The organism is Eudoraea sp., from assembly GCF_039969275.1.
Lineage (GTDB): Bacteria > Bacteroidota > Bacteroidia > Flavobacteriales > Flavobacteriaceae > Eudoraea.
In genome coordinates, this window is the sequence record NZ_JBDVOC010000002.1 from 50,420 (window position 1) to 76,029 (window position 25,610).

At 35.6% G+C, this 25,610-nt stretch carries 27 protein-coding genes and 1 tRNA gene; 17 read left to right on the plus strand and 11 right to left on the minus strand.

Annotated elements, in window-relative coordinates:
* The first annotated feature begins 6 nt into the window (after positions 1-6).
* From ABJH90_RS00280 to ABJH90_RS00290, 3 genes are all read left to right on the plus strand, one after another.
* Positions 7-2,274, plus strand: coding sequence for an aconitate hydratase (locus ABJH90_RS00280; protein ID WP_348139488.1), 2,268 nt, complete (start codon positions 7-9; stop codon positions 2,272-2,274).
* Positions 2,275-2,347: 73 nt separating this feature from the next.
* Positions 2,348-2,905, plus strand: a complete 558-nt coding sequence (locus ABJH90_RS00285) for a TlpA disulfide reductase family protein (RefSeq protein WP_348139490.1) — start codon at positions 2,348-2,350, stop codon at positions 2,903-2,905.
* Positions 2,906-2,907: 2 nt separating this feature from the next.
* Positions 2,908-3,465, plus strand: coding sequence for a TlpA disulfide reductase family protein (locus ABJH90_RS00290; RefSeq protein ID WP_348139493.1), 558 nt, complete (start codon positions 2,908-2,910; stop codon positions 3,463-3,465).
* 59 nt (positions 3,466-3,524) lie between these two features.
* On the opposite strand, the gene ABJH90_RS00295 is transcribed toward ABJH90_RS00290, so the two are convergent.
* The 4 genes from ABJH90_RS00295 to ABJH90_RS00310 are packed head-to-tail and all read right to left on the minus strand — an operon-like array spanning position 3,525 to position 7,228.
* Entirely contained in the window at positions 3,525-3,974 is a 450-nt protein-coding gene (locus tag ABJH90_RS00295) for a beta-carotene hydroxylase (RefSeq protein WP_348139495.1), read from the minus strand.
* A gap of 1 nt (position 3,975) precedes the next feature.
* On the minus strand, positions 3,976-4,815 hold the full coding sequence (locus tag ABJH90_RS00300) for a phytoene/squalene synthase family protein (protein ID WP_348139498.1): 840 nt from the start codon (positions 4,813-4,815) through the stop codon (positions 3,976-3,978).
* 10 nt (positions 4,816-4,825) lie between these two features.
* Positions 4,826-6,292: a phytoene desaturase family protein gene (crtI, locus tag ABJH90_RS00305; protein WP_348139500.1), complete on the minus strand. Its 1,467-nt coding sequence runs from the start codon at positions 6,290-6,292 to the stop codon at positions 4,826-4,828.
* Between the two features lie 39 nt (positions 6,293-6,331).
* Positions 6,332-7,228, minus strand: a complete 897-nt coding sequence (locus tag ABJH90_RS00310; RefSeq protein WP_348139502.1) for a MerR family transcriptional regulator — start codon at positions 7,226-7,228, stop codon at positions 6,332-6,334.
* Between the two features lie 175 nt (positions 7,229-7,403).
* On the opposite strand from ABJH90_RS00310, the gene ABJH90_RS00315 reads away from it, so the two are divergent.
* The gene (locus tag ABJH90_RS00315) at positions 7,404-8,759 is read left to right on the plus strand and encodes a Gfo/Idh/MocA family oxidoreductase (protein WP_348139504.1); all 1,356 of its coding nucleotides are present in this window, start codon (positions 7,404-7,406) and stop codon (positions 8,757-8,759) included.
* 11 nt (positions 8,760-8,770) lie between these two features.
* Complete coding sequence (locus tag ABJH90_RS00320) at positions 8,771-9,487, plus strand: DUF1080 domain-containing protein (protein WP_348139506.1); 717 nt, start codon at positions 8,771-8,773, stop codon at positions 9,485-9,487.
* Positions 9,488-9,545: 58 nt separating this feature from the next.
* Here the strand turns inward: ABJH90_RS00320 and ABJH90_RS00325 are convergent.
* Both ABJH90_RS00325 and ABJH90_RS00330 read right to left on the minus strand, forming a co-directional pair.
* Positions 9,546-9,629: transfer RNA gene (locus ABJH90_RS00325), tRNA-Leu, on the minus strand.
* 133 nt (positions 9,630-9,762) lie between these two features.
* On the minus strand, positions 9,763-10,212 hold the full coding sequence (locus tag ABJH90_RS00330) for a hypothetical protein (RefSeq protein WP_348139508.1): 450 nt from the start codon (positions 10,210-10,212) through the stop codon (positions 9,763-9,765).
* A 145-nt stretch (positions 10,213-10,357) separates the two neighbouring features.
* Here ABJH90_RS00330 and ABJH90_RS00335 point away from each other — a divergent pair, with 145 nt between their 5' ends.
* Positions 10,358-11,191, plus strand: a complete 834-nt coding sequence (locus tag ABJH90_RS00335) for a universal stress protein (RefSeq protein WP_348139510.1) — start codon at positions 10,358-10,360, stop codon at positions 11,189-11,191.
* A gap of 23 nt (positions 11,192-11,214) precedes the next feature.
* Here the strand turns inward: ABJH90_RS00335 and ABJH90_RS00340 are convergent, their stop codons facing one another.
* Genes ABJH90_RS00340 through ABJH90_RS00355 form a run of 4 tightly spaced genes read right to left on the minus strand, consistent with a single transcriptional unit; the run spans position 11,215 to position 15,010 of the window.
* On the minus strand, positions 11,215-11,889 hold the full coding sequence (locus ABJH90_RS00340; RefSeq protein WP_348139512.1) for an ABC transporter ATP-binding protein: 675 nt from the start codon (positions 11,887-11,889) through the stop codon (positions 11,215-11,217).
* Between the two features lie 9 nt (positions 11,890-11,898).
* On the minus strand, positions 11,899-13,161 hold the full coding sequence (locus ABJH90_RS00345; RefSeq protein WP_348139514.1) for an FtsX-like permease family protein: 1,263 nt from the start codon (positions 13,159-13,161) through the stop codon (positions 11,899-11,901).
* Positions 13,158-14,261 carry an efflux RND transporter periplasmic adaptor subunit gene (locus tag ABJH90_RS00350; protein WP_348139517.1) on the minus strand — a complete coding sequence of 368 codons (1,104 nt, stop codon included), beginning with the start codon at positions 14,259-14,261 and terminating at the stop codon, positions 13,158-13,160. Before ABJH90_RS00350 ends, ABJH90_RS00345 begins: the two co-directional genes overlap by 4 nt.
* 44 nt (positions 14,262-14,305) lie before the next feature.
* A complete protein-coding gene (locus tag ABJH90_RS00355) occupies positions 14,306-15,010 on the minus strand; it encodes a LytTR family DNA-binding domain-containing protein (RefSeq protein ID WP_348139519.1) in 705 nt (234 codons plus the stop codon).
* Between the two features lie 383 nt (positions 15,011-15,393).
* Between ABJH90_RS00355 and ABJH90_RS00360 the strand changes: the two genes are divergently transcribed.
* From ABJH90_RS00360 to ABJH90_RS00385, 6 genes are all read left to right on the plus strand, one after another.
* On the plus strand, positions 15,394-15,831 hold the full coding sequence (locus ABJH90_RS00360; protein ID WP_348139521.1) for a doxx family protein: 438 nt from the start codon (positions 15,394-15,396) through the stop codon (positions 15,829-15,831).
* A 158-nt stretch (positions 15,832-15,989) separates the two neighbouring features.
* A complete protein-coding gene (locus ABJH90_RS00365; protein WP_348139524.1) occupies positions 15,990-16,289 on the plus strand; it encodes an HPF/RaiA family ribosome-associated protein in 300 nt (99 codons plus the stop codon).
* 24 nt (positions 16,290-16,313) lie between these two features.
* Positions 16,314-17,150 carry a universal stress protein gene (locus ABJH90_RS00370; RefSeq protein WP_348139526.1) on the plus strand — a complete coding sequence of 279 codons (837 nt, stop codon included), beginning with the start codon at positions 16,314-16,316 and terminating at the stop codon, positions 17,148-17,150.
* Between the two features lie 48 nt (positions 17,151-17,198).
* Positions 17,199-19,094 (plus strand): PAS domain S-box protein, encoded by a 1,896-nt coding sequence (locus tag ABJH90_RS00375; protein ID WP_348139529.1) that lies wholly within the window; start codon positions 17,199-17,201, stop codon positions 19,092-19,094.
* 56 nt (positions 19,095-19,150) lie between these two features.
* Positions 19,151-20,206: a response regulator gene (locus ABJH90_RS00380; RefSeq protein ID WP_348139713.1), complete on the plus strand. Its 1,056-nt coding sequence runs from the start codon at positions 19,151-19,153 to the stop codon at positions 20,204-20,206.
* Positions 20,207-20,299: 93 nt separating this feature from the next.
* On the plus strand, positions 20,300-21,139 hold the full coding sequence (locus tag ABJH90_RS00385) for a universal stress protein (protein WP_348139532.1): 840 nt from the start codon (positions 20,300-20,302) through the stop codon (positions 21,137-21,139).
* Positions 21,140-21,227: 88 nt separating this feature from the next.
* On the opposite strand, the gene trxA is transcribed toward ABJH90_RS00385, so the two are convergent.
* Positions 21,228-21,527 carry a thioredoxin gene (trxA, locus tag ABJH90_RS00390; protein WP_348139534.1) on the minus strand — a complete coding sequence of 100 codons (300 nt, stop codon included), beginning with the start codon at positions 21,525-21,527 and terminating at the stop codon, positions 21,228-21,230.
* Between the two features lie 119 nt (positions 21,528-21,646).
* On the opposite strand from trxA, the gene ABJH90_RS00395 reads away from it, so the two are divergent.
* The 5 genes from ABJH90_RS00395 (at position 21,647) to ABJH90_RS00415 (ending at position 25,610) form a co-directional block, all read left to right on the plus strand.
* Positions 21,647-22,492 carry a universal stress protein gene (locus tag ABJH90_RS00395; protein WP_348139536.1) on the plus strand — a complete coding sequence of 282 codons (846 nt, stop codon included), beginning with the start codon at positions 21,647-21,649 and terminating at the stop codon, positions 22,490-22,492.
* Between the two features lie 18 nt (positions 22,493-22,510).
* Positions 22,511-23,344, plus strand: coding sequence for a universal stress protein (locus ABJH90_RS00400; protein ID WP_348139538.1), 834 nt, complete (start codon positions 22,511-22,513; stop codon positions 23,342-23,344).
* A gap of 18 nt (positions 23,345-23,362) precedes the next feature.
* On the plus strand, positions 23,363-24,211 hold the full coding sequence (locus tag ABJH90_RS00405; protein WP_348139540.1) for a universal stress protein: 849 nt from the start codon (positions 23,363-23,365) through the stop codon (positions 24,209-24,211).
* 96 nt (positions 24,212-24,307) lie between these two features.
* On the plus strand, positions 24,308-24,724 hold the full coding sequence (locus ABJH90_RS00410) for a hypothetical protein (RefSeq protein WP_348139542.1): 417 nt from the start codon (positions 24,308-24,310) through the stop codon (positions 24,722-24,724).
* A 43-nt stretch (positions 24,725-24,767) separates the two neighbouring features.
* Entirely contained in the window at positions 24,768-25,610 is an 843-nt protein-coding gene (locus ABJH90_RS00415) for an ATP cone domain-containing protein (RefSeq protein WP_348139545.1), read from the plus strand.

Genomic DNA, 25,610 nt, shown 5'->3' on the forward strand with positions numbered 1-25,610 from the left:
AAACAAATGGCATTTGATATTGACATGATTAAGGGGGTTTACGCCAATATGGCGGAACGTATTGACAAGGCTCGTGATATAGTTGGAAGACCCTTAACACTTTCCGAGAAAATATTATATGCTCATCTTTGGGAAGGTACACCTACAAGTGCTTTTAAACGAGGTAAGGATTACGTAGATTTTGCGCCGGATAGAGTCGCTTGTCAGGATGCCACTGCCCAGATGGCACTTCTGCAATTCATGCAGGCAGGCAAACCTAAGGTTGCAGTTCCCACTACGGTTCATTGCGATCATTTAATCCAGGCTAAGAGCGGGGCGGCTATTGATTTAAGAACTGCCAATAGTACAAGTGCTGAGGTATTCAACTTTTTGGAATCGGTTTCAAATAAGTATGGAATAGGTTTTTGGAAGCCAGGAGCTGGTATTATCCATCAGGTGGTTTTGGAAAACTATGCTTTTCCAGGCGGGATGATGATAGGGACAGATTCACATACTGTTAATGCAGGAGGTTTGGGAATGTTAGCCATTGGTGTTGGAGGAGCAGATGCCGTTGATGTAATGGCAGGAATGGCCTGGGAACTTAAGTTCCCAAAATTAATTGGTGTTAAACTCACAGGTAAGATTTCTGGTTGGACTTCCGCTAAGGATGTGATATTAAAAGTTGCTGGTATTCTGACCGTAAAAGGAGGAACCGGAGCAATTGTAGAATATTTTGGGGAAGGTGCTAAGAATCTCTCCTGCACCGGCAAAGGCACAATATGTAATATGGGTGCAGAAATTGGGGCTACTACCTCCACCTTTGGTTATGATGATTCTATGGAAAGATATCTTCGTGCAACAGACAGAAGTGATATTGCGGATGCTGCAAATGAGGTAAAGGAGTATCTGACTGCAGATTCAGAGGTCTATGCAGAGCCGGAAAAGTACTTCGATGAACTTATAGAAATTAATTTAAATGATCTAAGACCGTATCTTAACGGTCCTTTTACACCAGATTTGGCAACGCCGGTTGGCGAACTAGGCCCTAAAGCCAGGACAAATGATTGGCCTATTCAGGTTGACTGGGGGCTTATTGGGTCATGTACCAATTCTTCCTATGAAGACCTTACACGTGCTGCATCTATTGCACAACAGGCTGTTGACAATAAAATAAAACCTAAGTCTGATTTTGGAATTAACCCAGGATCAGAACAAATCAGATATACGGCTGAACGAGACGGCTTATTACAGATATTTGAAAATCTGGGCGCAACTATATTTACAAATGCTTGCGGGCCTTGTATAGGTCAGTGGGACAGAAGTGATCTCAAAGGAGAGGAGAAAAATACTATTGTACATTCATTTAATCGAAACTTTTCAAAAAGGGCCGATGGAAATCCAAATACACACGCCTTTGTCGGCTCACCGGAAATGGTAGCAGCTATTGCCCTTTCAGGAAGACTTGATTTTGATCCGATGAATGATACATTATTGAATGAAGACGGTGATCAAATCAAATTAAAAGAACCTGAAGGAATTGAATTACCTCCAAAAGGTTTTGAGGTTGATGATGCAGGGTATCTCGCTCCAGATAAAGATGGGAGTGGGGTTGAGGTAAAAGTGGCTATAGATTCCGAAAGATTGCAGGTTTTAGAGCCTTTTGCAGCTATTACCCCAGAGAGTCTTCAAAATATGAAGCTTCTTATCAAAGCATTTGGAAAATGCACCACAGATCATATTTCTATGGCTGGTCCATGGCTAAGATACAGAGGACACCTCGATAATATTGCTAATAATACATTGATAGGCGCTGTAAATGCCTTTAACAAAAAGACCAATTTTGTAAAAAACCAATTAAGTGGAGAATATGGCGGTGTACCAGATACACAGAGAGCGTATAAAGCCAAGGGTATAAAGACCATTGTGGTTGGTGGTCACAATTATGGCGAAGGATCCTCACGTGAACACGCTGCTATGCAACCCAGGCATTTGGGAGTAGCAGCGGTCCTTGTTAAATCTTTTGCCCGTATTCACGAAACCAATCTGAAAAAACAGGGGATGTTAGCATTGACTTTTGCTAATGAACATGATTATGACCTTATCCAGGAAGATGATACCTTTAACTTCATTGATATTAAAGAATTTGCTCCGGATAAACCATTGACTATTGAAGTTGTACATGGGGATGGCACCAAGGATTTAATCCAAACGAAACACACCTATAATCTGCCACAGATTGAATGGTTCCACGAAGGTTCTGCTCTAAATGTGATAAAGAAAGAAAATGCGGCATAATTTGTATCTGAAATCAAATAATATAACTCCCGATATTCCTCGGGAGTTATTTAGTTTTGACAAACTATATTGAATGAAAATAAGTAAGAAAACCATACTCAATATACTATTCATGGCTTTCGTGCTTTCTTTTTTTGTGACCCCATTGGGGTATCATGGTAAAATTTTATTGAACCAAATATTTTCCTTTCGCCCGGAGGTAATTGAAGTTGGTGAACAACATCAAATTGCAGATTATAACTGGAAGTTAAAAAATGCAAAATGGGAATTCTTTAACTTTGAGAAATCAAAAGGGAATGTGGTTTTTATAAATTTCTGGGCCTCCTGGCGACTGCCCTGTGCAGCAGAACTGAAAAGTATCCAGAATCTTTATAATAAATATAAGGATAAGGTTGATTTTTATATAATAACTGATGAGGAGAGGCTTCCAGTAGAGGAATTCATGAAAGAGCATAAACTTACTTTTCCGGTTACTTATCTTATTATTGGTGAAGGAGCACCATTAACTATTCTTGAGCCGCCATCGTCATATATAATTGATAAAAAGGGCTATATTAGGGTAAAGCAAGAAGGTATTGCCGATTGGGATAATAAAACAATCTACAATCTCCTCAATGAACTAATAAATTAGAAGTGAAATTAAAAAAGACACAGCTATTCAATATTGCTATTATACTATTATTGGCGCTTTATTTTTTTACACCGATAGGTTTTCACGCCAAGGTTTATCTTAACAGGTTAATATCTCACAATCCTGTTCCGGTTGAAGAGAGAGCTCAACAGTTTTTAGAGGATTATGATTTTAAACTGGTGAATACAAAAGGTAATACAGTAAATCTGGAAGACCACAAGGGAGAGGTCTTATTTATCAATTTCTGGGCTACCTGGTGTCCACCTTGTGTTGCTGAAATGCCCGATTTACAACTGTTATATGACGCGTATGGGGAAAAGGTTACATTTTTGTTTATTGCCAGAGATAAAAAAGAAAGGGTGTCTAACTTCATATTGAAGAAGAATTATAGTTTACCGGTTTATTTCGAATCTGGCTTTACACCAAAAACCCTATATTCTGCAGCTTTACCAACGACATTTATTATTGATAAAAAAGGGAATATTGTTATGGCAGAGACAGGATCTGCTGATTGGAACGCAGAAAGTGTTCATATTTTATTGGATGATCTTCTAAAATAATTGTAAGATTTCGGAAACGAAGGAACTGACTATTTTATTGGATGATAAATTAGGAACATTTATTTCTTAAAATACTTAAAAGGAACAATCAACATACCAAAACACTCTCCATCTTCTTTGCCTAAATGCTTATGATGCATTTTATGTGCTCTGCGCACACCTTTAGCATACCAGTTATTGGCATTTCTGAACATTTTAAAGCGCTGATGAATGAAAATATCATGAACCATGAAGTACGCAGCACCATATGCCATGATACCGAAGCCTAAAGGCCAACCATACCAAAAGGAAGTATATGTAGCTAAATAAAAGAAGGTCATACTAACAACCGCATAAAAAATAAAAAAAGCATCATTCCGTTCAAACCAGGAATCATGATCTTTTTTATGATGGTCACTGTGTAAACTCCATAAAAAACCATGCATTATGTACTTGTGAGTAAACCAGGCCATAAATTCCATGAAACCAAAAGTAGCCAGGAAAATAAGGATCCAAATTACAATTTTCATTTTAATATAAGTTCAGTTTATAATTTACATAGGACTTGGCAAGAAGTCCGAATTTTTGATAATTAGGCACCCGTATTCTGGCGTTTTTTATTTCCGTTGATGGTGTTTTTTGTAATTTACGCAGCAATTTATAATAATATTTATAGGCCGTATAAACACCAAATTTTGCTTCATTAGGTAGTTGAACTATTCCGTCATAACCTGCTTTAAAATCAGCTTTTATTTCTTCAACAATTCTCAGTTTAGACCTTTCATCTAATTCCAGAAGGTTTGTATTTGGAAAATATGAACGGTTTAAATGTTCGTAATCTGCCTTGAGGTCCCTGAGAAAATTAACCTTTTGAAAGGCAGACCCCAAAGCCATGGCAGAATCTTTAAGGGTTTCATAGCGATCATCGTCCCCTTTTACAAAAACACGAAGACACATTAGACCCACAACGTCGGCAGATCCATAAATATATTCTTTAAATTCTGCTTCCGTACTATACACGCTTTTATTGAGATCCATTCTCATACTTTTCATAAATGAACTAACCAAATGATGTGGAATTTTGTATTTATGGTAAGTATGTTGGAAGGCGTTTAATATGGGATTTAGGCTTATCTTATTTTTTAAGCTTGTCTCAAGATCCTCTTCAAATTTGTTGAACAATGTTTCTTTGTCATAGTCATGGAAGGCATCGACTATTTCGTCCGCACATCTAACAAAACCATATATGTTGTATATGTCTCTCCTTATCGAAGAGGACAACATTTTTGTAGCGAGCGAAAAGGATGTACTGTAAGATTGGGTTACAATTTTGCTGCATTCAAAGGAAATATCATCGAAAATAGCTTTCATTTACTTGCTATTAATTATTTTTCTCCATTAATTCAGAAACTAATTTTCCCGAAATTAAAGAAGGAGGAACTCCTGGCCCCGGTACCGTTAATTGGCCGGTGAAAAATAAATTATTAATTTTTTTGCTCTTCAATCCTGGTCTCAAAAAAGCCGTTTGTAATAATGTATTTGCCATGCCATAAGCATTTCCTTTATAAGAATTATACTGTTCTTTAAAGTCATTTACACAAAACGATTTTTTAAATATAATATTATTTTCTACACTCTGGCCAGTCCGTTCCTGGAATCTTTTCAAAACAATATCAAAGTATTGTTCCCTAAGTTCTGGTGTATCCTCTAATCCCGGAGCTATCGGAATCAGGAAAAAAGCAGTTTCATTGTTACCGGGTGCCATACTTTTATCTGTTACTGAGGGGAAGTTTGCATAAAACAAAGGCCTGGTAGGCCATTTTGGATTGTCATAAATTTCTGAGGCATGCTCACTAAAATCTGTGTCAAAAAATAAATTATGATGTTCAATATTTTCTAATTTTTTGTCAAATCCTATAAAGAAGAGTAAAGAAGAAGGTGCAAAGGTTTTTCTCTGCCAATATTTTTCAGAATATTGCCGATAAGAGCTGTCCAATAAGGTTTCTGTATGATGATAATCTGCACCACTTAATACCATATCAGCATCTATTGTTTCAGAATTCACTAATATCCCCGTTGCCTTACCCTCCCGCACAATGATCTTATCTACTGGACTATCTGTTCGGATTATGACCCCCAGCTCCAGGGCTAAACTTTTCATTCCAAGTATTATCTGGTACATTCCTCCTTTAGGGTGCCAGGTTCCAAGTCCGAAATCTGCAAAATTCATAAAACTATAGAAAGCAGGGGTATTGTTTGGCTTGGCACCAAGAAATAACACCGGGAATTCCAGTGTGGAAATAAGTTTCGGGTTTTTAAAATTTTTTCGGACTTCCTGACTTATTGTTTTAAAGAACTGGTCTACTCTTAGTATAGTATCCTTCGTTACCAACTCCAACGGGGAAAGCCCGGGACGATAGACTATTTCATTGATGGCAATATCATAATTTCTTTGTGCCTTGGCGATAAATTTTTTAAGATGCCTGGAACTGCCCTTTTCAATTCGTTCAAATTCCTCACAAATTTTATCCATGCAGTCCCCAATAGTGATAATATCGTCTTCAAAAAAGATTTTATAAGCAGGGCTTAATTTATCCAATTGATAATAGTCTGAGGTTTGTTTACCGAAATCTGCGAAGAAGCGATCAAAAATATCTGGCATCCAATACCAACTTGGGCCTATATCAAATGTAAATCCTTCTGTAATGAGTTGTCTGGCTCTTCCGCCAACTGTATCGTTCTTTTCAAAAAGGCTAACATTAAAGCCTTTTTTAGCCAGATAGCAGGCTGCAGAAAGGGATGAAAACCCCGATCCAATGATTACAACTTTTTTCTTGTTGATATTCATGGCTTGTTGATATTCATGGGTTGGAGACCTATTAGTAACTTATAATGCTTTAGACAATTGTTCAACAGATTCAAAGGTACGAATGTGCGGTGGAAGTTTTTCTTTATTTATATGTTGAATTTGCCTACCTAGAATCCACAAATTAGAATTTTTCTGGCTTATAATTTTTGTAAAGTCATCAATGTATTTCCCTAATCTGTCTTTGTTTGGTACTACAGTAAAATAGGATAAGTAATGTATATTATTATAATAAGCTTGCAGGTCTACAAGGCTTTCCAAGGGCATAGTCTGTCCCAGATAAATAGTTTTGTAACCACGAAGAAGAATTTCATAATTAATAAATAGAAGGCCAATTTCATGGATTTCATTTTCAGGAAGAAAAAGAACGAATATTTTATCATGTTGAGTAGGTTCCATTAACTGTAATTTCTCCGTACTCGTGTAAATCTTCTGTTTAATCAAATTAGTAATAAAATGTTCATGCGCAGGGCTAATGGTATCTGTCTGCCATAATAACCCAAGTTCACTTAATAAAGGAATAAAGTACTCCCAAAAAATATCCCGAAACGATTTTTCTGAAAGCAGGTTATTATAGGTATTTTGGAATAATGACGGATCAAAGTTAATCATCGACAATTTGAAGGCATTGATTGCATGATTTTTCGTACTGTTTTTGGCCACAATCTCCCTGACGACAACCGGTATATCAATCTCTGGTATTTTTGCGATTTTAGATATTTTATAACCGTTCTTATAGAGCAAGGTAATATTGAGTAGTTTCTGAAGACTTGCCAGGCTATAGGTCCTAATGTTAGTACTGGTTCGTTCAGGCGATAATAACGCGTATCTTTTTTCCCAGATTCGGATAGTATGTGCTTTAATACCGGACAGGTTTTCCAAATCCCGTATACTAAAAGATCTTTTTACATTGTTCATTAATTATAAATAATGTTTAAACAAATTTACAATTTTATAAACGGAAATATTTAATAGTTGAGTTAATTTTTTCAAAAGTAATCGGTAAAGTGATCGTTTTTTTTAGTTTATGACACTAAAACTTAAAAATTTCTATTATAAATGGATATATTTAGCCTCGCTAACGTAAAATATTATGTCAAAAAAAACCACTCAAACCAGAAAGCAGTTCTTAAAGAAAATTGGGGCCGGAACATTGGCTTTGGCAAGTACACCGGCAATCATTGGTGCTGGAACAAGACCTCATATTTCTTATTTAAGTAGAAAAAAATATAGCGCAAGCAGTAATATACAAATCGCTCTAATAGGTGCAGGAGGCATGGGATCAGAGGATACCAATACAGCCTTAAAGCACGACGGTGTAAAATTAGTTGCCGTTTGTGATCTTTATGATGGTCATCTTGAAAGGGCCAAGGAAAGATGGGGTAAAGACCTATTCACAACCAAACAGTATAAGGAAATATTGGCCAGGAAAGATGTAGATGCGGTTATTATCGGAACACCCGATCATTGGCATAAACAAATTTCAATAGACGCCATGCGTGCTGGTAAACATGTTTATTGCGAAAAGCCTATGGTTCATTCTCTAGACGAAGGGCATGATGTTATTAAAGCTCAGAATGAGACGGGAATGGTATTCCAGGTGGGTAGTCAGGGAATGTCTTCTCTTGGAAATGAAAAAGCCAAAGAGTTGTTGGCTCAGGGAGCAATCGGGGATATCAATTATGCAGAAGGTTTTTGGGCCAGAAGAAGCCCAACCGGTGCCTGGCAATATAATATTCCCAAGGATGCATCACCCGAAACAGTAGATTGGGATACATTTTTAATGAACACCAATAAACGACCTTTTGACGCTACGCGTTTTTTCAGATGGAGAAACTATAAAGATTATGGCACAGGGATGTCAGGAGATTTGTTTGTACATCTTTTTTCCAGCCTGCATTTTATTACCAAATCAAAAGGACCAAATCAAATTTATTCATCGGGAGGATTACGCTATTGGAAAGACGGCAGAGAAGTACCAGATGTTCTTCTGGGCGTATTCGATTATCCCGATTCAAAAGAACACCCTGCTTTTAATCTTTCATTGCGTTGTAATTTTGTTGATGGAACATCGGGAACAACTTATCTGAGAATTGTTGGTAGCGAGGGTTCTATGGATGTTCAATGGAGTAAGGTAATTTTAAGAAGAAATAATGAGCAATTTGACAATGACCCATTTTTACAAGCCAAGGCGTCGCAATCTGGAAGTGCCAGTTCAAGGAGAAAGATGCTTCCTCAGGAAGAAATAGTTTTTGAGGCCGAGGAAGGTTATAAAGGAGCCCATTATGATCATTTTTCTAATTGGTTCAATGCTATCAGAGGAGGTAAAGCTGTATCTGAAGACGCTGTTTTTGGTTATCGTGCGGCGGCTCCTGCTTTAGCTTGCAATGACAGTTATTTTTTAGACAAGGCTATAAAATGGGATCCCGTTGGGATGAAACTACTTTAATTTTGAAGATTATGAAACTGAGAATAGTAATTATTGGTTTGGCACTCGTAATTGGGGCCTGTAAGAATACAGAAAAGAAGAAAGCAGAAACACCCGCTTCAAAAGAAGATCATATAGTAGCCGGTGAATGGGTTGAACTTATGGAACCGGCTAACTGGAGAGGATTTAACCAGGATTCTCTTCCATCAAATTGGTCAATTAAGGATGGTGTTATTGAGTGTTTTGGAGAAGCAGGAGATGTTGGAGGAGATATTATTAGTAATGAAACATATGACAACTTTGAATTTGCTTTTGAATGGAAAATATCTAAAGGGGGCAATAGCGGTGCTTTTTACCACGTAGTGGAGGATACGATATATCACTCACCTTATGAAACCGGACCGGAATACCAGATATTGGATGATGTAGGTTTTGAAGAGCCCATTGAAGACTGGCAAAAAACCGGTGCCAATTATGCCATGCATGTAGCCAATGAAAATAAAAGCCTGAAGCCGGTAGGGGAGTGGAACACTAGTAAGATAATTTTTAATAAAGGTAAAGCCGAGCATTGGCTCAATGGTAAAAAAATTGTCGAATTTGATAAAAACTCTCAAGACTGGTTAGAAAAACGCAATAGTGGTAAATGGAATGATTATCCAGATTACGGCAATACTAATGATGGTTATTTAGCTCTGCAGGACCACGGTGCAGGTGTGTGGTTCAGAAATGTAAGGGTAAGGCGTTTATAAATATGAATATTCCTTAAAACGAAAAACTGCTCCTGTTTTAACAGAAGCAGTTTTTTTGTGCCCACGACTGGAGTCGAACCAGCACGTCCTTTCGAACACTACCCCCTCAAGGTAGCGTGTATACCAATTTCACCACGTGGGCATTTTACTAAAATTGCGGTGCAAATATAACGAAGTATTTCTATTTTGAAGATTAATCGTGCTTACATAGTGCATCTAAATTCAACAATCATCAAAACTGTTTTCTGAGGATATGCAGAGATTATTGCACGGAATTAGTTTTTAAGAATATTTGGTAATTCCTCGCTGTCTATGACGTATTCTGTTATCTTAAATATTTCTTTTCGATTGGACCTGAACAGTTTAACGAATTTGGAAATTTTATCTTCCAGGACTTCATGATCTTTCATAAATTGGGGATTTGAAGTCTGAACCGGGTTTTCTACCATAAGTCCCAAATTCCCCTGGTGTGAGGTTACTTCCTTCATTAAGTCCACACTTATATTTCGAATCTCAAAAAGATTTTTCTTTATTTCTTGTACCATATTAAGGTTGTCGTCTTTTGTAATCCAAATAATATATTTATCTATTAGATGATGTAAGAACCTCAGGTCATCTTTATAGAAGTTCAGATCTGACTTCCAATGATCTGTAAGGATATAAAGTTCTTGCCAGTTTACTTCTCCAATTGTATTTTGCTGAGTTGGTTTATTGCTGTTATCCATGATATATTCCCTTTTAGTTTGGATCTTAAATGTAGTTCAGTTAAAGGCTAATTTTTATGATATAAGTCATGTAACTTTTGTGACCAATATCATATTATTCAGATCTAAAATGAGGTAAATTGACTAAATCTTTAAATGAGTTGTTATGGACACTATTCTTTATGCCACGGATTGTAGCAAAAATTCGATCTCAACCTTAAACTACGCAATGAATCTCAGCGAAACTTTAAAAGCCAAACTCGTTGTATTTCACATATTTGATATTCCACCTGTAAGAACATCCAACATAAGGCCTTCCGAACAATTAAATAAATTGGCGATAATTGAGCATAAAGAAATACTGGAAGACTATTGCAACAAAAATCTTAACCAAAATCTAAGCAAAAATCAACTAACATATGAGGTTGCTCAAAATTCTTCAATAAGCAAAGGAATTATTGACAGAATAAGTAAAGCAAATATTGATTTGCTGGTCATAGGGATGAAAGATGAACATTCTGCCCGGGGTTTCTTTAGTGGGAATATTGCTAATAAATTAATAGATAAGAAACTGTGTCCAATACTAATTATTCCGCCTCATTATAATTATAAAAGACTAAAAAAGATTGCTTATGCAAGTGATTTTGAATCTTCTGATATAATTGCAATAGAAAAATTGGCTACTATAGCAGAACGCTATAATGCCGAAATAGAAGTAGTTCATATTCCTACAAGGGATGAATACGCAACTATGCAACAAATGGAATGGTTCAAAGAATTGTTGAGAGTTCAGGTGGCATATAAAAAAATAAGTTTTCACATGGTTCTGGCCAATAGCATTGAACAGGGATTAAGGATGCACATAAGAGATGAGAATGCAGATATTTTAGGTATGTTGGAAAGAGTAAATAAGGGTATCTTTGCTGCTATTTTTAATAAAGACATTGTAAAAAAAATGGAAACCTTAGTCACTATTCCAATACTTTGCTTTAATTCCTGAATTTAGGAACTAACAATTCAAATTTAGTGAAGAATGGTGCCATCTTCCATTTCTATGATCCGATCAGTACGTTTTGCAAAATCTAAATCATGTGTGACAACCAATAAAGAAAGTCCTTCCTCTTCTTTTAACCTCTTAAATATTTGGAAAACGTTTTCGGCATTATAACTGTCGAGATTTCCTGTCGGTTCATCACCCATCAAAATATCTGGATTATTGATAAGCGCTCTGGCAATAGCCACACGTTGTTTTTCTCCGCCAGATACCCTTGAAGCCCTTTTTTTTGCCAAATTTCCGATGTTCAGCATATTTAATTTTTCCATAGCATCATGTTCAATTTCTTTATCGCTTTTGACAGCCAGTTTTTTAGCAGGAAGCATCACATTCTCCAGGACAGTGAATTCCGAAAGCAGATAGTGAAATTGAAATACAAAACCGATATGCCGGTTCCTGATTTGCGACAATTCCTTATTTGGTTTCCCGGTTATGAGTTCCTCATTTAAATATAACTCACCTTCATAGTCTGTATCCATGGTGGAAAGGATATAAAGCAGGGTGGATTTTCCGGAACCAGACTTCCCCATAATGGAGGCAAACTCCCCTTCTTTCACCTTAAAGCTAATATCTTTTAGGACATGAAAATCTACGGGTTTTCTGAAATGCTTATTAATAGTTTTGGTTTCCAGTACCGTTCCCATAATCGTTAATTAGGTTCCGCGTATTATACGCACAGGATCAATTTTTCTAGCCTTATTTGAGGGTAGGTATCCGGCAATAAATGTAGAAATTAGGGCAAATACAATTCCAATAACATAATAGCCCGGGTTATAATTTACCGGGAATGTACTTATTGTAGGTAGTGCTTCGGTTTCGAAAGGTATATTATCAATAACTCTAGATAAAAAAAAACCTATTATTAACCCAATAATTCCTCCGGCTACACCTATTATCATTGCCTGACTCATAAATATTAGTTGCACATCTTTTCCCGAAAACCCTGTTGCCTTCAGGATGGCAATGTCTTTCATTTTTTCATAAATAAGCATATTCAGAATATTATAAATTCCGAAGCCTGCCACAATAAGCAGGGTTATAGAAACGGCGTAGGTAATAATATTGCGAATATTACTTCCCGTTTCGAACTGAGCATTTGCTTCATTTATGTCAGTTGCTTTAATTTTAAACTGTTTTTCCAACTGCCTGGCCATGGGTACAGCTTCTGCGATGTCATAGAGTTTAATATTGATATCTGTAATATAGTTTTCGGCTTCTCCTTGTATTCTTTGCACGGTTTTAAGATTTGCAAAACTTTGAACATTGTCTATTTCCGCAATTCCGCTTTGATAGATCCCAACTATCTTTAAGGGAAAAACAATTCCCTTAACAGTACTGATTTGTATTCGGTTGCCAACGCTCAGTGACATTTTTTTGGCAAGGCCGGAACCGAGTAAAATACCATTGTCTGTATTTTTGAGTGCCTCCGGACTTCCTTCAATAATATTATCCTGAATATTTGATAAGCGCACTTCCTCCATAATATCTATACCTACAAGGTTACCCCCAAGTTCAATGGAGCCGGATAAATAAAATATCTGGGATCGGAGTTGAGGCGTTGCGCCTTTCACATTTTCCTGATCTTTTAAATAATGTAATATGGGTAGGGCGTTATGTATTTTTAGCTGGCCTTGTTTAGGCTTAATGGAGTGAACTACATTTAAGCCTCCATCAAATTTTTTATATAATGAAATTGGCTGTTCCGAGGAAGGTTCAATTTCATTATACATATGGATATGTGGGGTTTGGTTAAGAACCAGATCATCTAACATTCCGTTTAAACCTGTCATAAAGCTTACCAACGTAATATAGGCCCCAATACCAAAAGTAACTCCGAGTGAAGCCGTTACGGTAGACTTCATCTTTGTTAGCAGATGTGTTTTGGCAATACCTAGTATGACTTTCCAATTTGTCATTGTTCTGGTTTAAATACATAAGTATCAGCATCCAGACCTGATCGAACTTCAATGCGTTCCATATCTTGTATGCCGGTTATAATTTCTACAATCCCCTCTTCTGTTTTCACCTGGTTCTCGCCTATAAGATATGCTTTGGGAATGGTCAGGGCATTTTCTTTTTGGGAAACAATAATATTGCCTTCACCCGCCAGACCTGGGTAAAGTATTTCCGGAGGGTCTTTAAATTTGGCTTCGATTTTAAAAGTCTGAGACCGCTCATCCTTTCTTGGATAAATCTTATTAATGGTTGCAGAATATACTTTTGACCCATAAGCATCAAGAGTAATTAGAGCTGTTTGACCAATTTTCAGCTTGACGATATCAACCTCATCAACTAACATTTCAATTATAAAATCATCTGCACTTCCTATAGCTGCAATAGGCTCCATCGTATTAATTATTTCACCCTGATTTTTGTAAAGTGCGTAGAGCTTTCCATTGATTTTACTATGTACTGTAAAATCTTCGGTTGTTATCAAAGAAGTTTGGTAATTGTTTTCTGCCTGCTTTAATTTTGTATTTAATTCTGACTTTGTTCGTTCAAAATTACCTTTAAGTAAGGCCAAATTGTTACCTGACAATTCATAAGCCAGTTTTCGATTTTCGTATTCTACCTTGGATCCTATATTTTGTTCCCAAAGGTTTTGTTGTCTGCAGAAATTTACAGAATCATTCTTATATCTAAGTTCTGCGGCATTAATTTCATCAAGTAACGCCCTTATTATGGCATTACTACCGCTGTAATTCTCTCTTGCCAATTCAAGATTTAGTTTGGCATTTTCAGTGTTTAACTTTGGGGCATTATTAATGATTTGAGCTACAGGTGTTCCTTTGGACACTGAATCGCCCTCGTCAACAAAATTTTTATCCAGAATGCCTCCTACAGCCGCATATACCTGATAAAGGCTATCAGGTTGAATGGTTACCGAGGAATATACAGATTCTGTGATAGTTACTTTTAAAGGCAATATCTTTTCCGGGCCATCATTACAGCCTGCAAAGGCAGAAATTATTATTAAGCTAAAAAGAAATCTAAACGAAAAAGGAACGCATCTCATTAAGCTTATTTTGAGTTGTTGGGTCTGAATTAACTTGCTTACTATTAACTTTTTTCCAAAAGAAATTCAAGTTTAGGTTTTTGCTTTCTGCTCATGGGTATTTGATGTTCATCTATCTCCACAGTTGTACAGCCGAATTTTTCAACCTTGTTTAAATTTACAATATATGATCTATGAATCCTAAGAAACTTGTCATTCGGAAGCTTGTCCGAGATTGATTTCATAGTACTCAGGGCAATAACTTTTTCTTTTTCTGTAATTATCTGTATGTAGTCACCTAAGGCCTCGACCCATTTAATTTCCTTTGTATTAATACTCTTGTTTTTCATATTACTTCGCACCATCAAAAAATCGGGATCATCTTCAATTTTATTTCCTTTCATGTATTGTTTTATTACCACTTTTAGGATGGCATTGTTAAAACGATCAATATTTAAAGGTTTTAACAAAAAGTCTGTTACGCCGTAGTCAAAGGCCTTTAGGGCATAATTAGAATTACCGGATATTATTATGACCTCTATTTTCTGATCCAAAGAATCCAGAAGATGGAAACCATCAATAAAAGGCATTTCAATATCGAGAAGTATTAAATCTATTTTATGGTATTTAATGATTCTATTAGCGTCTATGGCATTACTACAGGCTGCCACCAAATTAAGGTCATCATGATTTTGCACCATCCGTGCTATTATAGTACAATGCACTTTTGAATTTTCTACAATTAATGTGTTTAATGATGAATCTCTCATAACAATTAATAAAGATGATCAAATACAGTTCTCCAGGATGGTTCTTTGATCTCTGATGATTATCTATTGAATAACAAAACTACGTGCATTGTTATTTAACACAAATGATTTTAATCATTGTGACAGCTGCTTTCCTCAAGTGAAGAAAAAAATACTCTTGCGATTAAGATTTGATAATGATGATCAGATTGTATTTGCTGCTTGTTTAATTTTCCCTTCTACTGTCTAATTACAAACAAAAATCAACACTATTTAATAGATTACCTGTCAGAAAACTGTGGTATTAGTAAAATAAAACAATAAATGAAAAAATATTAGAGAAAGATGACATTTGTCACTTTTTAATTCAATGGGGATACTTAGTTTAGCTTTTTTGGAAAAAAATGAAGGAACTAGTAGCACGATTAATAAGCAGGAATAAAAAAATCAACATAATTTCAGTAACTATTGGTATTGTTTATCTATGGTTTGGCATGCTGAAATTCTTCGCTGGTGTAAGTCCGGCTGAGGACCTTGCCAAAGCGACTATTAGCCGGTTGACATATGGATTTCTGGCCCCTGATCTATCAATACTCTTACTTGCAATTTGGGAAACCGTGATAGGGTTGTTACTAATAAGCAACCTTTTTGAAAAATTTGCTCTAAAACTGGCATTGGTCCATATTATCCTGACTTTCCTGCCATTTCTCTATTTCCCCGATCTTGTATTCTCAATGACTCCTTTTGGTCTTAGCCTTTTAGGTCAATACATAGTTAAAAATATAATTATACTTGGAGTCCTTATTGTCTTGCTTAAAGAAAGTAATAAACTTAGGTCTTGATCTCCTCACTTATTGTTTTGCCAGTTTAATAGGTATCTCTAAATTAGTGGATAATATATCGGAATAATTATGACTAGACACCAATCAACAATGATAAATGTCATAGTTTACCAATGTGCTCAGTACGATCTTTATTACAAACTCTAAAAAGTATAATTATGACAATAAATATTCAATATGTTCAAATGCCAACAAGCGAATCTATGACCGCTATTATTACTTCCAAATTGGAAAAACTGGCAAATAAATATGATTGGATCATAAAGGCAGATGTCTTTTTTAAATTAGAGAATGACCCATCTGGTTTAGGTAAAATATGTGAAATACAATTAAGTGCACCCGGCCCCAGATTATTTGCTAAATCCAATCAGGATAATTTTGAAAAGGCCGCTGCCACTACAATAAAGGAATTGCAAAACCAGCTCAAAAAGAGAAAGGAAACCTTTAAAAAGTATTGAATAAGATTTTTTAATTAAACGACCATGAAAAAAATATTAGTCCCGGTAGATTTTTCCGAACATGCAGGATATGCGCTTGAAGTTGCTGCTAAACTGGCAAAGGATTTTAGTGCAGAGATTATTGTACTTCATATGATGGGCCTTTCTGAAGCCTATTTAACCAAAAGTGAATCTGAGGAAGCTGCTGAGGCTCACTTTTATATGAAACTGGCCAAAAAGCGTTATGAAACTTTTTTGAATAAACCTTTTTTAAAAGACCTTAAAGTTACCGAAATGGTTCAAAACTATAAGATCTTCAGTGAGATTAATCAGGTAGCCAAAGAAAACAATATTGACTTGATAATTATGGGCTCACATGGGGCCAGCGGGGTTAGTGAGATTTTCGTAGGTTCCAATACTGAAAAGGTAGTACGCTCTTCTGATATTCCTGTTTTAGTAATAAAAGAACCTTCTCCTTTTTTCAATCCTAAATTAGTAGTTTTTGCATGTGATCTTAATGTTGAGAGTGTAAAAGCTTACAATGATGCACGGGCTCTTTTCGAGAAATGGGACGTTAAGCTTCATCTGGTATATGTGAATTTACCTAATGAAGAATTCATGAGTTCAGGAGAGACTAAAAAGAAAGCTGAGTTATTCCTGAAAGTAGCTCATAATGGAGCCATTCCCGCGAATATTGAAATGATTTATATCTCAGATTATTCAATTGAAAGAGGCATTTTTAATCATGCGAATGATGTACATGCCAATTTAATAGCTATTCCTACTCATGGAAGAAGTGGAATAGCACATTTTTTTAAAGGTAGCATCGGTGAAGATGTAGTTAATCACGCAAATTTACCTGTGATTACTTTTAAGGTATAGTTAAAGCTTACATTTTGCTTTCGGAATATTCATTCCAAATCTTAATAGATGCATGTTTTTGATAAAAATATTAATATTTTCCATTTACTCTCCGAAGCGGTATCAGAGGGAATAATAATAGTAAATCAGGATCAGCAAATTGTCTCTATAAACAAAAAAGCAGCACGTCTCTTTGATTATTCGCTTCATGAACTTTTAGGAAAACCGCTTTCTGAAATAATTCCTGATAAGTATAAAAATGTCCATAAAGAACATCTTAAAAAATACTTCAAAAGCACAAAGAAAGATTCAATGGCTGGTGGACGTTGTGTGCAGGGAAGGAGAAAATCAGGCAAGGAATTTCCCGTGACCATTAAGTTTAATCCTTTTATAATTTATGAAAGGACCTATGTTCTGGCACTAGTCTATGATTTGTCTGAAAGTATGGAAATTGAAAAAAACTTAAATGTAAAAAGTGAAGCTTTGGACGCTACCCAAAACGGTATTGTCATTTCAGATGCATTAAAGGAGGATCATCCAATTATATTTGTGAACAAGGCATTTAGGAAACTTACCGGATATTCAGAATCTGAAGCCCTAAATAAAAATTGCCGGTTTCTCCAGAAAGACGATAATGATCAAAGAGGGGTTCAAATAATGCATAAGGCCATAAGAGCAGGTAAAAAATGCCAGGTACAAGTAAGGAATTATAAAAAGGACGGCACCTTATTCTGGAATGAAGTCTCTATTAATCCAATTCGAAATCAAGATGGCAAGATCACACATTTTGTGGGAATTCAAAATAATATAACCAACCGTGTAAAAGCGGAAGAAGAGATAAGACATTTTCTAAAGATTTTTGATGAATCACTTAACGAGATATATGTTTTTGATGTGGAAACACTCAGGTTTTCACACGTGAATTATGGGGCGCTGAAGAATACGGGATATACAATTAGAGAAATTAAAAAATTAACAATAAAAGAACTTATAACGGGTATTACCGAAAATCGGTTCAGGGAGATTCTGGATCCCATAAAATCAAGTAGTAAAAAGAAAATTACATTTGAAACCCATTTTAGGCGTAAGGATGGAACAACTTATCCTTCGGAAATTCATTTGCAATCCTCCAGCCTTGGTGTTAAAATTTTGATAGTAGCCTTTGTCCTGGATATTTCTGAACGAAAAAATTATACTCAAAAACTGGAAAAAACAGTTTCACTTAGAACACAGGAACTTAAGGAAGCCTTGGTAAAAGAAAAGGAATTGAACAATCTAAAGACCAAATTCCTTTCAATGGTTTCTCACGAGTTTAAAACTCCTTTGAGCACTATTCTTACATCGGCCACCTTAGTTGGTAAATATAAATCTGCTGAACAGCAGAATATTAGGGATAAACATTTAAAATCCATTACAACCGGAGTACATCATCTTACGGGGATATTGAATGATTTCTTATCTATTGAGCGACTTGAAAAAGGAAAAGAAATTTATAGACTTACCGATTTTTCGCTTAGCAAAGTTGTTAATGAAGTGATTTATAATGCGAATATGCTTTTAAAAACAGGACAAAAAATTAATTATCCTCCTAATATAGAGGACGTCATAATAAATCAGGATGAGAAGATTATTTCATTGGTGTTAACCAATTTATTGCATAACGCCATTAAGTATTCTCCAGAAGACACTGAAATAGATTTAAAAATAGATATTAGTAACGATGAGATTGGCTTCCATGTTATAGACAAGGGAATTGGTATTCCAAAAGAGGATCAAAAGCACATATTTAACCTGTACTTCCGGGCAGACAATGTACTACTGACTCAGGGTACCGGTATAGGCCTGAATATTGTCAAATCACATGTTGAGAACCTGGGAGGGAATATTAACTTTAAAAGTGTGGAAAACAAAGGGAGTAAATTCACGGTAGTACTTCCTCTTAATGGCAATCTTGAAGAATACTAGCTAATTTTGTTTAGAGCAAAGGGTGTTCTTTTTAAACCGTAACAACTACTATTATGATCAAAAAGGTTTTATTAATTGAAGATGACAAGCCTTTAAGGGAGAATACGGCAGAATTATTGGAATTATCAAATTACAAAGTCCTTACCGCTCCTGACGGGGAAAAAGGAGTTTTGGTAGCTAAAGCTAGTCACCCGGATGTTATCATATGCGATATAATGATGCCAAAATTAGATGGATATGGTGTTTTAGCCGCCCTGTCCGAAGATAATAATACCAAGTCAATCCCCTTTATTTTTCTCTCTGCTAAAACAGAACGAAAGGATATTAGACTGGGAATGGAAATGGGAGCGGATGACTATCTGACTAAACCATTTGAAGAATCGGAACTTATTGGAGCCATTGAAAGTAGGATAGCCAAGTCTAGCATTCTTAAAGAAGCGGAACAAGAAAGGTTATACAATAATTTAGTAAGTGAAGCTCGTGTTAGGAGTATTCATCAGCTGAAAAATTTTATTGATGATAACGGTGAGGAATTCAGGTTTCATTTGGGTGATTCAATTTACAGGGAAGGCGACAATTCTAATTTGGTGTATTTGGTAATAAAGGGGAATGCCAAAACTCACAAATTGGATGAACAGGGGAAGGAGTTGATCACTGGAATTTACAAGGCAGATGATTTTTTCGGGTTTACCAGTTTTACTAAGAATATACCATACCAGGAATATGCCACTGCCATGGAGGATTCTGTCCTAATTGGCCTTCATAAGGATCAATTAAAAATGGTTTTGGAGCAAAATGGAGAATTGGTAATGGAGTTGTTACAACTTTTGTCCGAAAATCTTTCACAGATCAAAGAGCAGTTGTTGCAGATGGCATACGGTTCTGTGCGCAAAAAAACTGCGTCTACCTTGCTTAAATTTGCCGAAAAATTACAGGAGGATGAAGCCGGAAATATTCACGTCTTAAGGAGTGACCTTGCAAGTGTTGCTGGAATGGCAACTGAAACACTGATTAGAACCTTATCTACTTTCAAGAAAGAGGGTATTATTGAGATTAAGGATAGAGATATTAAAATTTTAGATATGGATCGCTTACAAAGGATTCCTTATTAAATTTTTGAGTATGCAAAAGTGGTGAACATGATGATAATCATTTTATGGTTTATTTAGTGATCGTAGTTTTGTTCTTAAACAAATCAGACTGAAATGCAACGTATTTTAATCCCGACAGATTTTTCCGAAAATGCACGTAATGCAATTAATTACGGGCTTGAATTATTCAAAAAAACCAAATGTATTTTTCACATCATTCACATCAATCCAATCCCTCCATATTCAGGTGCCGGGTCTTCAGTCAGGGGCACCTCGGTACTACTTAAGGAAACCGTTTTAACTGAGAGTAAAAAAGACCTTAAAAAACTTTTAAAGTATATTGAAGAACATCACAATAATGCCTTACATTCTTTTGTTTCCATAGCAAAGTATGACTTTTTTGTAGATGCTATTAAGAGGGAAGTTGAAGACAAAAAGATTGACCTTATAATAATGGGCACTAAAGGGGCAACTGGACTTAAAAAAGTTTCAATGGGCAGCAATACTGGTGATGTGATTACTAAAGTAAAATGCCCCTTATTAGCGGTGCCCGAAAATAGCACTTTTAAAACACCAAAAGAGCTCGCCTTTCCGACAGACTTTCATATTGCCTATGACATAAAAGTCCTGGACAGTCTTATTGAGATGGCAACAATGAACAATTCTGTATTACGAGTTGTTCATATTTCTAAAAAAGGTGAAATGTTGAGTGAAGAACAATTGAGTAATAAAGAGTTTTTACATGATTATCTGAGAGGTATTGACCATAGTTTCCATTCCTTAACCGGTTCCAAATTGGAAACTTCCATTCAGTGTTTCGTTGAAAGCAGGGATATAGATCTTGTGGCCATGGTGGCCAAAAATCTAAACTTTTTTCAAAGAATTCTCTTTAGGCCTGCTGTAGAAGAAATTAGTTACCACACAGATATCCCATTTTTGGTATTACATGAATAATTAATGGCTAAGATTACTGCATTACTTAGTTCTTGACTAATTTCAATAAAAAGCGATAATGGAATGCAATCCTTTAGTTGTGATATAATTACCTAAAGGATTCCACAATATTAATTATTTCATCTTTTGGCAAAACTCCTGATTGCCTCCAAACTTGCTTTTTATCCTTGAAGAGCAGCATTGTTGGAACACCCCTTACCTGATATTTAGAAGCAATAGATTGATTTTTATCCACATCTATCTTTATAATTTTAATATTATCTCCCAATTCTTCTTTAACCTGTTTAAGGATGGGGGCAAGCATTTTGCATGGTCCACACCAATCTGCGAAAAAATCAACAAGAACAGGGATATTGCCGGCGGTTAATTTGCTAAAACTTTGTTTCATTTTCTTAAAATTACATGTTGCTAATTTAGAAAAGTTATAAAGTTCAGTAACTGATTAATGTCATGGTTTCTTGTCTTGCTTAGTATTAATTTTAGTACGGTTATTAAGATAAATTGGTTATGCGGAAAGTTGTAGTGCCCACAGATTTTTCTAAAAACGCATTTAATGCACTCAAATATGCCTGTCAATTATTCAAATATACAAGATGTGACTTTTTTATCTTGCACGCATATGCTGATGAGGTATATCAACAAGACAGAGTAATTGAGCGCAGTAAGTTGGACGAGCTAAAGGAGCTAACCTATAAGAATTCTGAAAAACAACTAAAAAAAATTATAAAAGACATATTTGAGTATTCGCCTAATCCAAGACATAAATTCAAATCAATTTCCGCCTTTGGAACACTTACAGATGAGATCAATGATCTTATAAATATGGAGAATGCGGATATTGTGTTAATGGGTACAAGGGGCGAAACTAATGATAGAACAATAACCTTCGGTAGCAAGACTATTCAGGTTTTGAAATACGTGCAGTGCCCTGTTCTTGCCATACCCGAAAATTACAAATACCATCCGCCAAAACAACTTCTGTTTCCTTCAGATTATTTAGTGCCTCATAAAAGGAGGGAATTAAAACTATTGTGTGAACTAACTGGTTCCTTTAGGTCATCCATTCATATGCTTTATATAGATTCTAACAAGAAACTTTCGCTTCGGCAGGAAGATAATATGCGATTTTTAAAAGAATGTTTGTACAAAGCAAACTTGTTTTTTGAAACAACAGATGGGAAGGATAAAACCATAGCAATCACAAAATATATTGTGCATAAAGAAATAGACCTGTTAATAATGGTCAATTCCAGACATTCACATCTTGAGCAAATGTTGAATCAATCCACAATTGAAAAAATAGGGTTACACATAAAAATACCATTTTTGGTTTTGCAAAATCTGTCACGTTAATATTTAAAATATGTACCGATGAAAAAAATAATTCTTCCTACCGATTTTTCCTATAACGCATATAATGCGATCTCTTATGCCATGAACCTCTTAAAGGATGAGGAGGCAACTTTTTATCTTTTGAATACTTATACCCCGGCAATTTACCAAACTGAATATTTATTACACAGCCCCGGTCAGATTGGTCTGGGAGATATTTACCAATCAGAATCTATAAATCAACTGGAAGAATTGAAAAAACAACTTGAAAAGGAGTTCAAGAATCCAAAGCATACTCTAATACCACATTCTGCTTTCAATATCCTTGTTGATGAGGTATCTGCAATGGTTGCAAGTGAAGAAGCCGATTTGGTTATTATGGGTACTCAGGGAGCAACCGGTGCAAAAGAAATTTTCCTGGGCACACATACGGTACACGTTATTAAAAAAGCTACCTGCCCTGTGATTGCAATTCCCGCGGATTTTCAATATGAAACACCCAAAAAAATGCTTTTTCCAACAGACTATGAAGTTGAATACAGTGAAAAGCAATTAGAAGGTCTTCTTAATTTATCCCAAATACACAACTCCAGTATTGAAGTCATTCATATTTCAAGCGGCTATGATCTTACCGAAATTCAATCGCAAAATAAGGCCAAACTGGAAAAAATAATAGAAAAAATCCCCCATTTGTTCCATAACCTCCCAAATCAGGAAATCATAACAGGAATAAATAATTTCCAATTAGAAAACAAGATGAACATGTTGGCAATGATCCAAAACAAACACACCTTTTTGGAAAGTCTTTTTATAGAGCCAGTTATTAAGAAAATAGGGTTTCATGTTAGCATCCCTTTTATGGTTATTCCGTAATGTAAATCTTAAATTTCAATGAAAAATATTCTTATAGCCACGGATTTTTCCAATAATGCCTACAATGCGCTTTTTTACGCTACGAAATTGTTTGAAAATCACAATTGTTCATTCCATATTCTCAATGCTTATACTGAGCATACCCCACTAAAAAGTAATTGCCAGGCTGCAGGGCGTAACTTAAGTTTATTACAGCAACTGGGGGAGGAGTCTATGGAGGGTTTATATGCTTTTTTGCATAGAATTAATCTTGATACCGCGAATAGTAAACATCATTTTGGTATTCATTCAAAAAATCAAAATCTAGTTGATGCTCTACAGCATGCCATAAAAGAAACAAATGCAGATCTTGTTGTAATGGGTAATAAAGGGAAGACCGGGGCCAAATCCATTTTTTTAGCTAGTAATGTGATCAAATCCATAAACGCTATTAAGGATTGTCCAATATTAACCATACCAGGGGAAAAGGAATTTGTGTTACCTAAAGAGATTGCTTTTGCTACAGACTACAAGAAGAATTACAATGCTAAAGTCCTGCAACCTCTTCGAACATTCGCTTCGTATTGTGATTCGTCTGTATGTATTGTTCATATTAATGAAGAAGAAAGACTGAGCCCGGTTCAGAAATCCAATTTATATACCCTTAGAGAGTATTTGGGACCAATAAAACACTCTATTCATTGGATGCCCGATTTTGCCAATAAGACCAGAGCAATAACAGACTTTATTGATGAATTGGCTATAGATATGCTGGTAATGATTCATTACGAACACGGTTTTTTGGAGAAATTAACCCGCGAACCAGTTCTTGAGAAAGTAAGTTTCAATATCAATATACCCTTTCTTATTCTCCCCTATAGTGACTGATCAACATCATATGACAAGTCATAGTATGGACTTAGTTTTATTTAGTCTTTATAATTTCGATACATACAGTCAATACTAATTAATAAAAATATATCCATGAAGAAAATAGGGATTTGGTTAGATAAAGAAAAGGCACATTTGGTAACCTTAAAAAATGAAGATGTTAGATTCAAGACCATTTATTCAGAAATTGAATTCTTTCATCCAAAGGGCGGAGCACGTTCCAAGACTAGATGGGGTCCTCAGGATGTGGTACAGGATAGCAAATATTTGGAAAGAGAGAAACATCAATTGAAATTGTATTTTAAGGAATTGGCAAAGACAATAGAAGATGCAGAAGCCATAGCAATTTTTGGTCCGGCAGATACCAATGACAAATTTTACAAGGAATTAAAAGAAAACTACAAAACCCTGGCATTAAAAGTTAAGACGGTGGAGAAAGCAGATAGTATGACCGAAAACCAGGTCAAAGCCATGGTCAGGAATTTTTTTAATAAAAAAAGCAGAGCATAGGATTTTACAAATTTATTTGAGACCATCTCAATTATCACTCATAATGGCAAATGAGGATTTTCTTATAGTTAAGGCTTCGGGTGAAAAAGTGTTATTCTCCGAAGAGAAGTTACGCTCTTCACTCAAACGGAGCGGGGCAGACGATAAATTGATTAATCAAATATTAACTCTGGTTAAGGAAGAACTATATGATGGAATTACAACCAAAGAAGTCTACAATAGGGCATATAGTTTCTTAAGACGCAACAAACCTGTATTTGCTTCCAAATATAAACTTAAAAAGGCCATCTATGAGTTGGGGCCTACAGGCTTCCCATTTGAAAGGTTTTTAAGTGCTGTATTAATTTATTCGGGATATAAAACTCAGGTTGGTAAATCAGTTACCGGGAAATGTATTAACCATGAAATAGATGTGGTTGCAGAAAAAAACGGATCGATTATAATTATTGAATGCAAATTTCATGGAGAACAAGGTCGTAATTGCAATGTTAAGATTCCCTTATATATTTATTCCAGATACCAGGATGTAAAAAATGCATGGTACAAAGCTTCTTCAAACATCAAAGAGCCCGACGCATGCTGGGTTGCTACCAATACCCGTTTTACCAAAGACGCTATTGTTTATGGCAATTGTATGGGGCTCTATCTCCTAAGTTGGGATTATCCAAAAGGGGATAGTTTAAAAAATCGTATAGACAGACTTGGTTTATATCCTATAACCGTTTCAACACTTTTAACAAAAAGAGAGAAACAATTTTTGTTAAGCCGTGATGTGGTCTTATGTCGTCAATTATTAAAAGATAGCTTTTATCTGGACCATTTAGGGGTTTCGGATATGAGGAAAACCAAAATTCTCACCGAAGTTGGTAGGCTTTGCAAGATTTGA

Bases quoted from the DNA above. Each gene is read 5' to 3' on its own strand.
- ABJH90_RS00345 (WP_348139514.1), bottom strand. From the start codon at position 13,161: ATGACAAATTGGAAAGTCATACTAGGTATTGCCAAAACACATCTGCTA.
- ABJH90_RS00375 (WP_348139529.1), top strand. From the start codon at position 17,199: ATGCATGTTTTTGATAAAAATATTAATATTTTCCATTTACTCTCCGAA.
- ABJH90_RS00300 (WP_348139498.1), bottom strand. From the start codon at position 4,815: ATGAAAGCTATTTTCGATGATATTTCCTTTGAATGCAGCAAAATTGTA.
- ABJH90_RS00330 (WP_348139508.1), bottom strand. From the start codon at position 10,212: ATGGATAACAGCAATAAACCAACTCAGCAAAATACAATTGGAGAAGTA.
- ABJH90_RS00315 (WP_348139504.1), top strand. From the start codon at position 7,404: ATGTCAAAAAAAACCACTCAAACCAGAAAGCAGTTCTTAAAGAAAATT.
- ABJH90_RS00340 (WP_348139512.1), bottom strand. From the start codon at position 11,889: ATGGGAACGGTACTGGAAACCAAAACTATTAATAAGCATTTCAGAAAA.
- ABJH90_RS00395 (WP_348139536.1), top strand. From the start codon at position 21,647: ATGCGGAAAGTTGTAGTGCCCACAGATTTTTCTAAAAACGCATTTAAT.
- ABJH90_RS00285 (WP_348139490.1), top strand. From the start codon at position 2,348: ATGAAAATAAGTAAGAAAACCATACTCAATATACTATTCATGGCTTTC.
- ABJH90_RS00400 (WP_348139538.1), top strand. From the start codon at position 22,511: ATGAAAAAAATAATTCTTCCTACCGATTTTTCCTATAACGCATATAAT.
- ABJH90_RS00310 (WP_348139502.1), bottom strand. From the start codon at position 7,228: ATGAACAATGTAAAAAGATCTTTTAGTATACGGGATTTGGAAAACCTG.
- ABJH90_RS00295 (WP_348139495.1), bottom strand. From the start codon at position 3,974: ATGAAAATTGTAATTTGGATCCTTATTTTCCTGGCTACTTTTGGTTTC.
- ABJH90_RS00415 (WP_348139545.1), top strand. From the start codon at position 24,768: ATGGCAAATGAGGATTTTCTTATAGTTAAGGCTTCGGGTGAAAAAGTG.
- ABJH90_RS00385 (WP_348139532.1), top strand. From the start codon at position 20,300: ATGCAACGTATTTTAATCCCGACAGATTTTTCCGAAAATGCACGTAAT.
- ABJH90_RS00370 (WP_348139526.1), top strand. From the start codon at position 16,314: ATGAAAAAAATATTAGTCCCGGTAGATTTTTCCGAACATGCAGGATAT.
- trxA (WP_348139534.1), bottom strand. From the start codon at position 21,527: ATGAAACAAAGTTTTAGCAAATTAACCGCCGGCAATATCCCTGTTCTT.
- ABJH90_RS00410 (WP_348139542.1), top strand. From the start codon at position 24,308: ATGAAGAAAATAGGGATTTGGTTAGATAAAGAAAAGGCACATTTGGTA.
- ABJH90_RS00405 (WP_348139540.1), top strand. From the start codon at position 23,363: ATGAAAAATATTCTTATAGCCACGGATTTTTCCAATAATGCCTACAAT.
- ABJH90_RS00350 (WP_348139517.1), bottom strand. From the start codon at position 14,261: ATGAGATGCGTTCCTTTTTCGTTTAGATTTCTTTTTAGCTTAATAATA.
- ABJH90_RS00335 (WP_348139510.1), top strand. From the start codon at position 10,358: ATGGACACTATTCTTTATGCCACGGATTGTAGCAAAAATTCGATCTCA.
- ABJH90_RS00365 (WP_348139524.1), top strand. From the start codon at position 15,990: ATGACAATAAATATTCAATATGTTCAAATGCCAACAAGCGAATCTATG.
- ABJH90_RS00355 (WP_348139519.1), bottom strand. From the start codon at position 15,010: ATGAGAGATTCATCATTAAACACATTAATTGTAGAAAATTCAAAAGTG.
- ABJH90_RS00280 (WP_348139488.1), top strand. From the start codon at position 7: ATGGCATTTGATATTGACATGATTAAGGGGGTTTACGCCAATATGGCG.
- ABJH90_RS00360 (WP_348139521.1), top strand. From the start codon at position 15,394: ATGAAGGAACTAGTAGCACGATTAATAAGCAGGAATAAAAAAATCAAC.
- crtI (WP_348139500.1), bottom strand. From the start codon at position 6,292: ATGAATATCAACAAGAAAAAAGTTGTAATCATTGGATCGGGGTTTTCA.
- ABJH90_RS00320 (WP_348139506.1), top strand. From the start codon at position 8,771: ATGAAACTGAGAATAGTAATTATTGGTTTGGCACTCGTAATTGGGGCC.